Source organism: Glutamicibacter sp. HZAU (assembly GCF_004100365.1).
GTDB classification, from domain to species: Bacteria; Actinomycetota; Actinomycetes; order Actinomycetales; family Micrococcaceae; genus Glutamicibacter; species Glutamicibacter nicotianae.
Window position 1 is genome coordinate 352,172 of sequence record NZ_SCKZ01000004.1, and the last position, 15,094, is coordinate 367,265.

Annotated in this window: 9 protein-coding genes and 1 pseudogene; 3 read left to right on the top strand and 7 right to left on the bottom strand. The window is 49.9% G+C overall.

The window, feature by feature from the left end:
- Positions 1 to 74 precede the first annotated feature (74 nt).
- The 7 genes from EKH49_RS08365 to EKH49_RS08395 form a co-directional block, all read right to left on the bottom strand.
- Positions 75 to 1,748 carry a glycosyltransferase family 4 protein gene (locus EKH49_RS08365; protein WP_128470459.1) on the bottom strand — a complete coding sequence of 558 codons (1,674 nt, stop codon included), beginning with the start codon at positions 1,746 to 1,748 and terminating at the stop codon, positions 75 to 77.
- Complete coding sequence (locus EKH49_RS08370) at positions 1,745 to 2,941, bottom strand: glycosyltransferase family 4 protein (RefSeq protein ID WP_128470460.1); 1,197 nt, start codon at positions 2,939 to 2,941, stop codon at positions 1,745 to 1,747. Before EKH49_RS08370 ends, EKH49_RS08365 begins: the two co-directional genes overlap by 4 nt.
- Positions 2,942 to 2,976: 35 nt before the next feature.
- Entirely contained in the window at positions 2,977 to 4,104 is a 1,128-nt protein-coding gene (locus tag EKH49_RS08375) for a glycosyltransferase (protein WP_161567479.1), read from the bottom strand.
- Positions 4,105 to 4,220: 116 nt separating this feature from the next.
- Positions 4,221 to 7,031, bottom strand: coding sequence for a glycosyltransferase (locus EKH49_RS08380; protein ID WP_161567480.1), 2,811 nt, complete (start codon positions 7,029 to 7,031; stop codon positions 4,221 to 4,223).
- On the bottom strand, positions 6,994 to 8,250 hold the full coding sequence (locus tag EKH49_RS08385; RefSeq protein WP_128470463.1) for a nucleotide sugar dehydrogenase: 1,257 nt from the start codon (positions 8,248 to 8,250) through the stop codon (positions 6,994 to 6,996). The genes EKH49_RS08380 and EKH49_RS08385 overlap by 38 nt, the downstream gene beginning before the upstream one ends.
- A 212-nt stretch (positions 8,251 to 8,462) precedes the next feature.
- On the bottom strand, positions 8,463 to 10,013 hold the full coding sequence (gene metG / locus EKH49_RS08390) for a methionine--tRNA ligase (RefSeq protein ID WP_201739580.1): 1,551 nt from the start codon (positions 10,011 to 10,013) through the stop codon (positions 8,463 to 8,465).
- 57 nt (positions 10,014 to 10,070) lie between these two features.
- Positions 10,071 to 11,078 carry an NYN domain-containing protein gene (locus tag EKH49_RS08395; protein WP_128470465.1) on the bottom strand — a complete coding sequence of 336 codons (1,008 nt, stop codon included), beginning with the start codon at positions 11,076 to 11,078 and terminating at the stop codon, positions 10,071 to 10,073.
- Between the two features lie 404 nt (positions 11,079 to 11,482).
- Between EKH49_RS08395 and EKH49_RS08400 the strand changes: the two genes are divergently transcribed.
- The 3 genes and pseudogenes from EKH49_RS08400 to EKH49_RS08410 all read left to right on the top strand — a co-directional run.
- Positions 11,483 to 12,370 (top strand): hypothetical protein, encoded by an 888-nt coding sequence (locus EKH49_RS08400; RefSeq protein WP_128470466.1) that lies wholly within the window; start codon positions 11,483 to 11,485, stop codon positions 12,368 to 12,370.
- A 198-nt stretch (positions 12,371 to 12,568) separates the two neighbouring features.
- Positions 12,569 to 13,459, top strand: a complete 891-nt coding sequence (locus tag EKH49_RS08405) for a hypothetical protein (RefSeq protein WP_128470467.1) — start codon at positions 12,569 to 12,571, stop codon at positions 13,457 to 13,459.
- A 407-nt stretch (positions 13,460 to 13,866) separates the two neighbouring features.
- Positions 13,867 to 14,979 (top strand): annotated as a pseudogene (locus EKH49_RS08410) (IS1380 family transposase); the annotation flags it as partial.
- Positions 14,980 to 15,094: the final 115 nt, after the last annotated feature.

The following is a 15,094-nucleotide window of genomic DNA, read 5'->3' on the forward strand; positions in this document are numbered from 1 at the left end:
TCCTACTCAACTTCCAAAGTTTCTTTGCACCTAGTCAACCCAGCGCATATTACGGCGATAAAAGATGCCTATTGTTAGCTTCTCTCATCACACAACGAGCGGTATAGAGTGGTTATACGTTCCGCATTGGCGGCCCAAGTTCTTGTCTCTAATATCTTACGACGGCCGGCCCGACCCATCGTTTCTCTTGTTGAATTATCTCGCAGCAGAATACGTAACTTCTCAGCAAGGTGACGCTGGTCGCCGGCATTGAAAAGTAAACCGTCTACACCATCATCCACGATCTCCCTCAACGCTGGTAGATCTGTGGCCACGACCGGTACTTCAAAAGCCATTGCTTCAACGGGTTTTAGCGGGGTAACCGCACGGGTAACGTCTAGGTCACGACGCGGGACAACAAAAATATCCAATGCTCGATGATATAGGCGTGCACGGCTCTTCTCAACTCGGCCCGGGAAAACTGTCAAATCTTTAACGCCAAGTTCATCAGCTAAATCAACAAGCGCAGACCGTTCTGCTCCATCTCCTACGATCACCAGTCGCAACTTAGGGTGGCTTGGAACAAGTTCAGCGAATGCCCGAACAAGCAAGTCGAGTCCTTCATAACCGACCAAACTCGATACTGTACCGATTAACTGCAGCTCATCATCAAGGCCAAGTGTTTGGCGACTACCTGACTTTTCAGGAACATTTTCTATGAATTCTTCGCCCACGGCATTAGGGCAAATAAGTATACGAGCTGGATCCACTCCTGAGGCAATCAATTCGTTCTTCATTGTATGGCCGAGAGTGATTACTGCGTCGGCAGACTTCGCGACTTCTGCTTCCCGGGCCTTGAAGTTTACATAGCGAAATGAGTCGCGTGTCCGATCACCGCAGCCAGAAAGCCACGTATCAGCTAATTGTCCCCGTACCTCATAAACCCAAGGGATACCAAAACCCTCGGCAACCTCTTTGACCGAAATGCCATTTAAAAACTCAGTGGTCGTATGAAGGATCGATGGTTCAAACTTCTTGGTCTGTTCCGTTAGCATCTGCGACTGAATTTTTAGACGCTCTGTGACCGTATCTGGCACTGCTCTCGGTAAAAGCCGACGGTAGCAAATACCATCGATCTCGTTGACTTCCGCATTAGGCAGTATCCCTACAATCCAGGGGTAACCAATCCGAGAAAAAGGAAAGACTTCCCATCCCGTGTTCTGGATAGATTTTAGTACGCTATGGCTCCTTTGCGTATATCCACTATTGGTGAACGGCAAGGAGTTAGTGAGTAGGTGCAACACACGCTGCCCTTCAGTACGGCGCATGTTAGACAACTCTGTTTGCGGCAACACAGGAGTGGAGAGCACTGATTTTTCCGCCGCATATTGTCTAGCGAGTCGCAGTCCTGCTTTTCCGGCTTTATGTGATGCTTCCAAAGCCAACTCATATTCGCCTAAGAAAGCGTGAACCCGAGCTCTGGCACATTGAGTTTTTGCACCATCAAATCCATTCAGAGCTTCGAAGGCCTCAGTCGGCTTTCCGTCCAATAAAAGTAAGGAACTTCGCAAACGGCTCGCAAATTCAGACTTCGACAGAACATCGAATTCTAGAATTCGATGAATTCGACTTGTACTATCAAGAAATAATTTGCTGGATGCAAGCCTTCGAGAGACGAGCAAAGCAAAATGAACTGGATCATCCCGTAGACCTTTTATTCCGATGCCAGACAAAGCAGTCAGCCCTCGAATTAATAGAGATGCCTTCATGATCCAATTCCTTTAATATGCTGCTCGTGGGCTTTCAAGAGATTAAAGTATTCATGTCCTAAACGTTCGAAATCAAAACGATCCTTGAATTCAGCCAGAGACAACGAATTAGGTTGCCAATTCGCAATTTTCGGCACATCTACGAACCAGGAATGGGCTATAGAGAGCACATCGCCCGAATAAGAGAACCCCAGATTATACTTTTCGATTAGACCTCTCGCTTCCCCAGTCACGAGACCGGTGACATGACACCCATAGCCTGCTAGTTCGAAGAGCTTAGATGGAACGGTATATTCAAAGCTGTCCCAATCCTCACGTAATGAAACAATGCAAGTGTCCGCCCAGTCATACCAAGCTAAGACTCCTGCACCCCTGACCGGAGGAATAAAGATATCACCGAGGCCTAACTCACTCGCTCGGTATTGCAACGCATTTAGTGCCGATCCTCTGCCAACAATTCGCAGATCCATCCAAGTCTTTGAAACCGCGGCGATATCCAGCACCTTTTGAATACCCTGACTCTCGCCTAGGTTGCCCAGATATAGAACACGCAATCGATCATTGTCGGAAGAAGCTCGACTTTTAACCTGCTTGAACTTATTAAACCGGTATCCATTAGTCACGACATCGACGTTTTTGCAGCCGTGAGCAATCAATTTTTCTGCATGACCTGGCGTCACAGCTATAATCTTTGACGCCGAGTTGAGCATATGCCAGATGCTCCACACCGCCATTCGCTCAACAATCTTCCAGCGGATTATTCCAGATTCTTCTATGAGTTCGGGCCATGCGTCGCGTAATTCAACTACCAATGGAAGCTTGCGTAGTTTCGAAACAATGTATGCAGCTACCAGTGTAGGTAAAGCAGGTACCGTTACGAGTAATAGATCCGGTTTTGGTGCTCGTAATGCACAGGGGATCATGAATATAATCATTAAGAACTGTGCCACTAATTTCGAATACCAGCGGAGACCCTTAAACCGGAATGCAAACGAGTGTAAGGCGAATTTTCCGCTGACTTCAGCTAATACAGCCTCGCTGTATGGGGTCCAGCCTTTTCCGGATTTCCGGTTGGGAGCAACAACGTCTACATCCACCCCGTTCGCTAGAAATGTTTCAATGAACGTTGTCCAGCGACGTTGGGGTGGAGAAACCTCGGACCCGAAGGAATGAGTCAACAATTGAATTCTCATACTAGTTATCCTCCCTCCAGTTCATCCGACCAAGTTCATTTGCGCGGTCCAATAGTCTCACTAATAGCTCGTGCAGCGTCGTAGCCCGAATCAATGAATTTTGAATATTTAATGCTAGCAGATTCGGTGGCGGAAATCTCTGCTTCCTTTCGAAGCAATGAAGAAATACCCGTTAAAATATCAGAATCAGTTATGGCAGTGAAGTGATTCATCTCGTCCTGCAACGCGTAAGCGCGGGCTTGCTGATCATCTGTATTGGCATCCAGGTTTGGTATCACCAAAGATCGAATATTCCATCTAATTAATTCATGGATACTGTTATATCCAGCTGCTGATACGACGAAATCGAAGGCACGCAAATATGGAGAAATGGGATATTTCCGAATAGTTCTTGGATCATATTCGCACTGTGATTGTTGGCTTAGGGGGGACGAAGCTAAAATCGGAATGACTGAACCGTTCGACAAATTTCGAATGGCCTCGGATACTTTCTTGCGAGTGTCGGAAATATCGTTGATGTTTCCAGCCCCGAGTTGAATGAGTGCGTAATGCTTCGAGGAGTCCAGATCCAGTTTCTCAAGGGCGACATCACGGGGTAATAGTTCTCCGTCCGATAGAACGATTCCTCGAACCGGGGTTTGAGTGCGTACCTTAGACAGTGCCCCTTGATCTAGAGACTCTCCAACATCCCATGGAGTCAGAATTTTGCTGCAGTAACCTTCCATCGCTGGTAGCTGGTCAATTCTGGCCGTCTGCTTCCAAAGTCCACGGCGTAGCCAGATTAACCTTAGTTCCGGACATTTATCGAGTACGTCTCGCAGTCCCCTATAAATCCAGGTCCCGTCGAATACTACAGCATCGAATTTATTTAGACGAGTTAGTTGGTTGAAGAACTGGTAAAAATTATTGTTCCAGATCCGTGCAGGTTGGCCAGTCGTACCAGAACTCGCGAAATGTAGGTACTCGAAGCCCTGCTCACCTATAACTTCCGCCGAAGTAGAAAGCGTCACGAAGGACGACTGAAATTGTGCCGTACCGCTTTTGGCTATTGCCAAACACCGCGTGATGTGACCCATGCCGGCACCGTTACTGGTCACAAATAATACGTGCGGCGTTCCTGAAGGCTTCGAAAACTTTAAACCATCAACGTTGCCGCTATACATGTTTTTATACGTGGATATTGCGCGCAGCCTATCGAACTTCAATCGAAGGCTACGCGCAATTGCCCGTATTGAGTTTAAACTCATACAGATATGTTTCCCATTGGCGTTAGGACTTTTTAGGCGACTTCCTGATCGTCGAATGATTCAAGACGATTCATTAACGCCTCAACACCATAACGATCAGCAATGTATTTTCTAGCCCTTTCCGACTGTTCAAGATAAAGAGCATGATCGGACCAATATCGATTAATTACGGTTTCGACCTCATTTACGTCAGCATATAACGCGCCATCGCCGAAAGTGGTTTCCATGTATTTTGGAAGAATAACCACCTTCCCTGCGGCCATGGCTTCGGCAGTTGACATACCGAAAGACTCAGTTAGCTTGTCGTCGTGGAAGTACGCCCAGAAGTCGACAGAGCCAAGGAAGTCATCTACCTCCAACACGCCAAACTCATGAACGTATACGCCTTCAGTTGCCTCATCCCCCAACTTCTTGCGAAGTTCGGCTGCACCGCCGAGAAATACTGTCTCGAAGCTATCCGACACATAGGCCGAACGGAATGCTTCTAGTGTTGAAGGCCATTTCAAGGCGTGATCTCTTGAATGCCGCCCCAGAACTGGCTTCTTCTCGAAGTCGGGGGAAGGAACACTTCCACTCGCAATCACACCTGGCCAAGTGCTGTCTAACAGTCTCGACGCAGGAGCCAGAGGGATTGAAAGTTTGCGAGTTAGATCAGACTCACCGATAACGTAGGTTTCAGAGTCAAAGAGTCTGTCCATGTTAGCAATGCACACTTCTAAATCGAAGACCATTCCACTGCCGCCCTTATTGACCGGAGGGTTATTCACAATAAGGAGTAAATGATCGACAGAAATCTTGGAATCGGCACGGTCCAAAAAGGTCACGACGGATGGATGGCGCACAATCAAAACATGGGCATGCGCAATATCGCCTAAACTGAGCTGCTCGACTTGTCGATTCTTCTGAAGCATGAATAGAGAATCGTTAATCGGCGTTGATGCTTTGTTTAGTGGAGATTCCAGGTGAATAAAACCGACGCGTTTACCACTTTGAGCAACTGCCTTCATCTCAGCAAGGGTCAAAGAAGTTGTCCCACCGGGGAACCGGAAATCTGTCACATACACGACATCAAATTTACCGAGATCAGCACCGCGCTTACCAGCTTCCATTGTGGAAGGAATCATATATGCTCGGTTATTCCCTCGACGAATGGTTTCTGGACTATCCGCGAACTGTCCATGCCACTTCGTGTAGCTTGCGAGATATAGGAGACGCGATGGGTCAACAAATCCACGGCTCATTTCTCCTGCAGTAAGCGAACCTTCACGCGTGCGAGTGAAGGAGAGCGCCATCTGCCCTACCGACTGAATCGGAGTTCCGAATCGCCGTACAAGCCGATCTCGGAATTCGGCGTCCGCACCGCGGTTAACCGTATCCCATGGCCCGATCTCATCGAATATAGACCGGCGAACCATTAGAGAGGAGAAGTTCGGCTGAGCGAATTGTGGATTGTTGTTAATTCGCAAGAACTTCAAATCATCCGTGGAACGAGCATGTAAGGACATGTTTCCAGGAAGGGAAGGATTCTCAATCAAGTTGCTAACTTGAAGAGCGATTTTATCCGGGTGGGACCAGTCGTCATCGTCATGAACAGTGATAAACTCGCCCCGTGCAATGGTTAGTCCAGCGTTCCTAGCGCAGTAAGCACCAAGGTTCTCTGGCTGACGCAGCACTTTGATTTTCGGACTCATCGCTTCTGCTTCTGCAAGATACTGTTCGTACTCTTCGCCAGAACAGTCATCTATAACAATTATCTCGAGATTGTCCCAAGTCTGTTCTAACAGGGAGTTCAAAGCGGTCTTCAGTAGCTCTCCGCCACGAAATGACGGAACAAGCACGGACACTTTCGGACCGTCGGTAATCTTTTTGGCTTTGCTGTGTAAACGGTCGATCGCAGCAACAGATTCCGTGCCCTCTAAGTGAACTTCTGCGAGACCTTCTTTTCTGAACAATCCATTAAGTTCAGTCAACCAGCGTTCGGTAACGCCGCCGTCAACATGGTGTACTGAATTTAAGCGCAGAAGTTCGCCTTGGACTGGAAACTTGTTGCGAATTCCAAAACGTTTAATTGCTTCACGCTGCTTCTTCAGTTCGCCATTTTCCGTCAGCACTTCAACATAAATCAAACGGTCATTACGCCCAAGTGCCTTTATACCGAAGTAACGCTCAACCAAATTGAACAGGCGCGCGGAATCTTTCATGTCGCTTTCAAGCGCACGTTGGTTAGCTGCCAGGCGTGCCAGAGTCAGCAGCATGTCCTTATCCCAAGAACGGATGGCTTCCAAGCGATTGCGGTCGATCATCCCCATATCAGTAACTGCAAGCAGTTCCCGGAGCGGCCTATACTTCAGCGCACCCTTTGTAGCGGCAAGTGCTATCGAGTCTCGGATACGAATGCTCTTGGAGCGAAGTGCGAAAGTCTCAATGTCAGCCCGAATGTGCGGCATTCGACGTGCCCACTCGTTATCGAGTCCGATTGCCGGGACGGTGCCTGCCGATTGTGGTGCAGAAGTACCATCCGAAGTAACCGGAGCCGGCGATAGATCGATGGAAGCGACGCCATATGATAGTTCTCCGACTTTCGCGTCAAGTTTCTTTAACTGACGCCAAGTTTGACGGCTGAAAAGCAGCAGTAGTACCGAGGTACCGAGAACCGCAACCCCGATGCCGAGAACAACGACTACATTCAATTTCAGCAGGCCACCAAAAATGGCGAGAATGAATCCTAACACGCTCGCAGCAAGTACAGCAACCTGCCAGGGCTGAAAACCTCGTAATTTTCTAATCATCCGAATATCACTCGGCTTACAGGCGCACTGCAGCGTCACCAGCAGAAACACCACGGGTGTCGAAGAATGCCTTGCTGGATGCTGCCAAGGCATCTGGGTTGTAGCTAGCGTGATTCTGCAGCAACACCACTACATCGACATTAGCAACAGCCTCGTCGAGTGACTCTACTCGTTTAAATGACTGTCCGCCGACGAACCATTCCTCGATCTTGGGGTCATGGAAAGAAATGTCCGCACCGCGCTCCAGGAATACTTCCGCGACAGGCAACGCTGGCGAATGACGCTGGTCAGCAATATCTTGCTTGTAAGTGACTCCCAAGAGAAGAACCTTGGCATTCTTCAAAGCGACACCGGCATCATTCAGAACATTCTGTACTCGGTCAACAACGTAGCGTGGCATCGAGTTATTGATTTCTTCGGCAAGTTCAACAAAACGGAATGGATAACCGAGTGACTTGCGAACCGAGTAGCTCAAGTAATTTGGATCAATTGGGATACAGTGTCCACCGACGCCAGGACCTGGGTAGAAGGCTTGGAAACCGAAGGGCTTGGTCTTCGCAGCGTTAATAACGTCCCAGAGGTCAATGTCCATTTCGTTGCAGAACTTGGACATTTCGTTGACCAACGCAATGTTGATGTGGCGGTACGTATTTTCCAGAAGCTTTGCGGTTTCAGCTTCCTTGGCACCCTTAGCGCGGACCACAGAATCAATGAACTGGCTGTAGAATGCAACCGCACGGTCACCAGATTCGACAGTCATTCCACCGACTACCTTGGGAGTGTTCTTCAATCCGTAGGTTTGGTTGCCTGGATCAATACGTTCTGGAGAGAACGCCAAGAACAGATCCTTGTCTAGCTCCGCACCGTTCTCGGTCAGGATCGGCAGGCAAACTTCCTCAGTGGTACCTGGATAAGTCGTAGATTCGAGTACTACGAGGGTTTCGCCATTGAGGTTGTCACGGATGGTCTTCGTGGCGCCGATAACTGCACCCAAATCTGGGCTGCCCGCTTCACCAAGTGGAGTTGGAACGCAGATAACAACAACGTCAGCTTCTGCAATGACGGTTGGATCGTTGGTTGCGCGGTACCCTTTCTCAAGCAGGACAGAAAGGTCTTCATTAGAGATATCGTCAACATGCGAGATTCCGTTATTGAGGTCTTTAACAACCGTCTGGTTCAACTCGAGGCCGGTGACCTGAAGTCCTGCATGAGTGGCGCCCTGGGAAAGTGGAAGACCGACGTATCCCTGGCCCACAACTACAAGTTTTTGCATATTTCCTATGCCCCTCTTTCTAGTATTTCTCGTGCTTTGCTAAATTGCGAGCTCAAATTAGTGAGCCTAGCTTGAACCCGCAATCGCAACAAATCTTCGATTAAGTCAATCAAGCCTCGACCATTCTAACGTATTTAGAATTATTGGCTTTGTTCGTGCAAGCTCCTGCGTAGCACACGTGTACCGCATTAGAATGACGCTCAGAAAGCCAATTATTGTTGTACTTCGTGACGTGGGAACACTGGTGAAGGAGCCGGAAGCTCAGTTCCTGGAACCAACAAGCTGTCAAACGACTCAAAGGTTCGTGCAGAACCTTCTCCAACTGCCAATGCATTGAGCATTGAGGTCATTGCCTGGGGCAATACCGGCTGAAGCAGCAACGCAACCTTGCGGACAATCTCAATAGACACATACAGGACCGTGGCCATCCGCTCAGGGTCGGACTTCTTCAGCTTCCAGGGCTCCTGCTCCGCGAAGTAGGCATTGGTGTCGCCCAAAACATGCCAAATGGCTTCAAGCGCCTTGCTGAATTCCTGACGGGAGAAAGCGTCGCGGTTGATCTCCAACAGCTTGCCCGCCGCATCAAGAATCTGCTGATCGGCTTCCAACAACTCGCCAGGGGTTGGTACTACTCCCCCGCAATTCTTTGCGACCATCGACAGCGAACGCTGTGCAAGGTTGCCGAAGTTGTTTGCCAAGTCTCCGTTAATTCGGGCAACGATGGTTTCATGGTTGTAACTGCCGTCGGCACCAAAGGGGACTTCACGCAGGAAGAAGTAGCGTACCTGATCCAGACCGTAACGGTTCACAAAATCGTCCGGAGACACGGTGTTGCCCAAGGACTTGGACATCTTCACGCCATTGTTGTGCAGGAACCCGTGGATCATGACGCGCTTCGGCAACGGCAATTTGGCAGACATCAAGAATGCAGGCCAGTAAATCGCATGGAATCGCGAGATGTCCTTGCCGATGACGTGGACATCTGCCGGCCAGTATTTGCGGAAGGAAGCGGAATCGACGTCTGGGAATCCAACTCCAGTCAGGTAGTTGGTGAGTGCGTCGACCCACACATACATGACATGCTTCTCATTGCCCGGTACTGGGATGCCCCAGTCAAAGGTTGTACGGGAAATGGAAAGGTCGGTCAGACCGCCTTCGACGAAACGTACTACTTCATTGAAGCGAGAACGCGGCGCGCCGAATTCAGGGTTGTTTTGGTAGTAGTCCAGCAACTTGTCCTGGTACTTGGACAGTCGGAAGAAGTATGACTCTTCTTCTATCCAGGTAACCTCGGTGTCAGTTTCAATGGCATAGCGGATGCCATCTTCACGAACTTCCGTCTGTTCCTCTGTGTAGAAGGCTTCATCGCGTACCGAGTACCAACCAGCGTACTTATCCAGGTAAATGTCATCGTTGGCTTCCATGCGGCGCCAGAGTTCCTGTGCCGCCGCATGATGGTCCGCATCAGTGGTACGGATGAAGCGATCGTAGCTAGTTCCCAGCTCATCATTCATGGCCTGGAATGCATCCGAGTTTCGCTGAGCCAGTTGAGCCGGCGTGATTCCAAGATTCTCTGCGGTTTGCATCATTTTCTGGCCGTGCTCATCGGTTCCGGTCATAAAGAAGACATCAAAACCATCTAGACGCTTGAAGCGAGCCATAACGTCAGTGGCCACTACCTCGTAAGCATGCCCGATATGCGGGCTACCGTTCGGGTATGAAATAGCCGTAGTGATGTAAAAGGGTTTTTGCTGAGAAGTCACGATATAAATTTACCTTAGCTAGCGTGCGAACGCAGATTTCCGGATTTTACTGATTCGTCACACGATTCTGTCCAGATACTCCCAGAAGGCGCCGCGAAGCGTACGGCGGATGGTTTGCTGATCAGTCTTCCATTCCCCTAGCACTTGCGCGCAATCCTTGAGGAGCGTCCGATCAATTTCGGGTGGCAACTGCGGTTTATCGGCAAGAAGGTCAAAAACTTCGGATTGAGTGGTGAACGCAAGCCAGGACTCCGCCACCTTGGCACCGATTTCTTCGGCAACTGAGAGTTCCTTTTGTTCGTATGCCGCTGGACCTTGATACCCCGATTTTTCTCGATCGCTTGAGTAAACCACCTCAGCTTCAGGTACGGCTTCTGCAAATGATTTGATTGCAGGTTTGTTCGACATGACCGCGGGCGTCGGGACTGTTGATTCTAAATTGGGCTTGGTTGCGCGCTCTGCCGGCGATTTAGCGATCAGTGAAGTTTTCTCGGAATGGTTTTTATCCCACTCGAGCACTTGGGTAAAGGCGCCGTCCAGCAGATGATCTGGAATCGTTTCAATGTAATCAGCGGTCAATGCTAGGTGTTCTGCAACTGAGGCGACACCAAGACGGCTGTCTAATTTGGCGACACCAAGCAAGACGACTTTCATACCGAGGTCTTGTGCCTCTTCCACAGCTTCTGCCAGATCATCGTCACCGGAAACTAAGTATGCGATAGATGCAGAACGGTTACGCGCAACTCCAACTAGGTCGAGTGCAAGCCGTAGATCCACGCCTTTTTGCTCACCATTATAAGAAATGCGCCCTAATCGCACTTTTACTCCTGGTATGAGGCCGATACGCTTGTGTTGCTCAGTGAAGAGCCCGTCTTTAGATGCGTCATACCAATACACACGTAAATTATTTAGACCTGTGTTTTTCTTTACAGTTTGCACGATCCCCCGCACCAACGCCTCATAATGCGTTGTGAAGGCCGAGCGCAAGGTCGTTCCGGCAGCACGATGACCGCCAAGTGAGAGTAGAAAGCCGGCATCGATAAATATTGCAGTTTGGTTCATCATGATTCGATCGTACTGATTTATCCGCAATAAAGATCTAACTAAGGTTCCAGGATCGCGACAACCGAAAATTTTCCGGTCAATTTTAAATTGATTCGATGCTATCCGCAGGACAATGCAGCCTTCGCACCAACTGAACGTTGGCGGTTCATGTCGTAGCTCCGAGAGGGATATTCAAGTAGTCTGCAGCACTTAGCCAGGACAATCTTCATGCTACTCGCGCACCAAATTGGTAGTTTTATCGACCATCAAGACGTCACTTGACAGGTACAGGGACTAAAAACCTCCACCCCAACCGATTGGTCTGCGACGCTCTAAGGTAAGTGAAGTCGCACAAGCTAACAGAATAGATATACTTCTCGGAGGACAAACGCAACCTAGTACAAAGAATAGGCAGTCGGCCCCCCTTGGAACTAAAGATCAACGAGCGAACAGGCCTGAAAGAAGGAACATATCCTCGACTGAGAGTACCACTGGTACACCAGCGCAGCATTAACACCCTAAGATTCAATGGGCAAAAAACTGCTGTGCATACAGTGCCGCTGCAGAACGGATTGACCCTAGATTTCTACGCGAACTTGGGCGCAAGCGATGAACTAGTAGTCACATTCCATGGAGCTATGCCAAGGACGCTAAAAGACTACCCCTGGTTCACGAGAATTCGCTCCGTCTCAGAAAAAACAAAAGCGATGATCTCATTCGCTGATCCAACGCTTCAGCTTGATCAGGAACGAAAGATGCTCGTGTCATGGTATTTTGGCACGCCAGGTTGGGATCCGATTACAGACATTCTTCAGGTGATTCGCCGCGCTGTGGGAAAGACTGGTTCTAAGCACGTCGCTTTCATCGGAGGTTCCGGCGGAGCAATTCCAGCTTTAAGAGCCGCGGCGCTCCTCCCGGGATCGCTAGCATTTATCCAAGATCCACGAATCTCATTCGATGCGTCAAATAGACACCTAGCGACATATTTCGATGTCGCATGGCCAGGATGGGACATGAAGAGTGTTCTAAAAGGCTTTCCTCTATCTTTCGAAGTCACTGACTATTACCGTCTCGTGCAGCCTAAGAATGTCGTCTACTGCGTTCAAAACACGAGAGACGAAACGTACTATGGAGACCAATTTCTACCGTTCGCCAAGTCGCTCGGGGTCAAAGACGGCAACGGCGTCTCTCGAAACGGTCTGTACCATTTCGAATCTTACGATGGAACGCACGAAGGCCACGGAAAGATAACCAGCGCTGAGTTCGATTCATTCTACGCAAAAGCTTTCGACAACTGGCGCAAGTTGAGATAAGCGCATAATCCGAAAATTGATAATTCTTAGAGATTGACCCCCGGTCACATTTCACCAAACCATTAAATTTTCTCTGCCTGCGAAGCTCTCCGTTAAACGAGTACCTTACTCCTCCCCTTCGGCCTCAATTGCGAATACCATAGTATTACATTGGACCGAAATAGAAATATAAATAATAGAAAAGAACATTGAAAATCTATGGCGATTAATGTCAACCCCAAAACGGGCCTAAAAGAATCTTTTGATGATTTCTATAAATTACCATTAGTCCACCAAAGGAATATTGGCACGCTGCGTCTAGACGGGCAGCCGAAAGCTGTGCACACGGTGCCGATAGGCTCAGGTCGAACATTAGACTTCATATCTCTACTTGGTCGTAATGATGAACTCATCGTGGCATTGCATGGCGCAAATATGGCAGAACGAAATTTCTACCCACGGTTTGAGCGTGTTAATAGTCTTCGCACCAAGACGAAAGCCCTAATAGCTTTTGCTGATCCTACGCTTAAATCTGATCCAGATAAAAATATGCTCTTGTCCTGGTTTCTAGGTGGGCCTGGGTGGGATCCGTCTATTCCGATTCTCAAGGTTATTGAAAAAGCCCAGCGCAAAGTTGGGGCAAAACATGTTGCTTTCATTGGCGGATCAGGTGGTGGTTACGCGGCTCTTAGACTTTCGGCCATGGTTCCAGGCTCGTTAGCCTTCGTGCAGGACCCGCAGACGGTCATAAGCAACTACTTGCCTAAAGTCGTCAATCGATACTTTGATACAGTCTGGCCTAGCTGGAATCCCCAGATGCTAGCAGATGCATTTCCTGAACGATTTGATATGGTACGACACTACCAAGAACTCCGGCCGCAAAACTTCGTTTATTATACCCAAAGCCGTTCAGATACTATGCATTACGACTCCCATTACACACCATTCAAAGCGGCAGCAGGAGTGAAAGAGACACAAGGTATGAGCCGTATGCGTACCAGAAATTTCGTCCTATACGACGGCGAAATACCCGGACATGGAAATATCACGCCAGCAGAATTCGATAAATTCTATACAAGGGCAATGAATTACTGGCGAGAAAATAGGTGAATCAGCAAATTTGCTGAACCCTTTAGGACTAAGGGGTACATGCCTGAATTAACCGCCCCGTATTAGGGGCCTGTCATCGAGCCATTAAAAGTCGAGGTTTGCGAAGAATCGATGTTGCAAGACTATTCTTCCACGAACGCCATCAACAATGCCCCACGCTATCTTCAGCCCACTGCCCTCAGGCACTTCAGCCACCAGGGCGGATTGGGGCTGACCACCAACGACCAGCACCGAAATAAGTCGAAAACCGAGATCAGGGCTTGAAAACCGAGATCAGGGCTTTTAACCCGGGAATTTCACGGAGACGGGTAGTCATTAACTGACTTAAAAGATGAAAAGGTGATCTGAACTGGGAAAATGGGAGTGTCTAAGCTTCCAAAATACGCGTTCAAAGGATCACCTTTTCAGTGAACCATTCTACCCGAGTTTTCCCTGCCCTCCCGACCCAACTCACCAGCCAAGCCCTGGTGTCCCACGCTGGCCTGTCGGTGCTCAGCAACTTCCTGAACGCACTGGACTTCCAACGGGTCTGCGAAGACCGTTTCTCCCAGTTCGCGCCAGCCACCGCAACCCACCGGCCAGGAAGAATCCTCGGAGCACTGGCGCTCTCGTTGGCCGCCGGCGGCGAACAAGCCACTGACATCGACCAGCTTCGAGCTGCGCCGGACCTCTTCGGCCCAGTGGCGTCCGATGCCACGGTCAGCAGGTTCATGCACCGGATCAAGGAGCAACCAGAAGCCTTCTCCTACGGGTTCGCCACCATGACCCGGGCCCTGCGTTCCAAAGCCTGGACGGGAGCCGGACCACGCAACCCTGCCCGGCAGGCCACAGCGAACAACCCTCTGATCATCGATGTCGATGCCTCCTTGGTGCACGTGCATTCCGAGAAGGAACACAGTGCTGGCACGTATATAGGCGGGTACGGTTTCTCACCGATGATCGCCATGGCTGACTACGGCAAACCCAACGGCACCGGAGAAGTCCTCGCGGTGCACCGGCGCCCGGGAAACCGCGGCGCGAATTCAGCGGCCTCGCATATCGAAGTGCTCACCCAGGCCTTGGCCCAGCTGCCGGATGATTTCTATGACGAACACGGGAACCTCATAGGCGAGAAGCTCCTGGTCCGCACCGATAGCGCCGGGTCCTCCCGCGAGTTCCTGCACCATCTGGACTCGCTGGGGATCCAGTTCTCCACCTCGTATTCGCTGCCGGTCATCAAGGAACGGTTCATCCGGTGGATCGATGAGAAGAAGTTCTGGGAACCAGCCCTGGACGCTGACGGTGTCCAACGTGATAACGCGTGGGTGATCGACGCGAGCAAGGTGATCGAGCTGAAGGACTACCCGCCCGGGACAAGAATCTATTTGCGGGCCGAGCCCTTGCATCCCGGGGCGAAAGCGAACTTGTTCGATACTGACGGGAACCGTGTCACGGCGTTCTTGACCAATAGCCCGCGGTTCAACGTGGCATTCCTCGATGCCCGGCATCGGGCGCGGGGCCGGTGCGAAAACAGGATCAAGAGGGTCTGCTGATGGTTTGGTTGACACCCAGGTTTACGCTGCCAGAGCGACAGACTCGATCATTGTAGCCTCGAATTGGATCGGGGTCATTCTCCCCAAACGTCGTTGCTTGCGC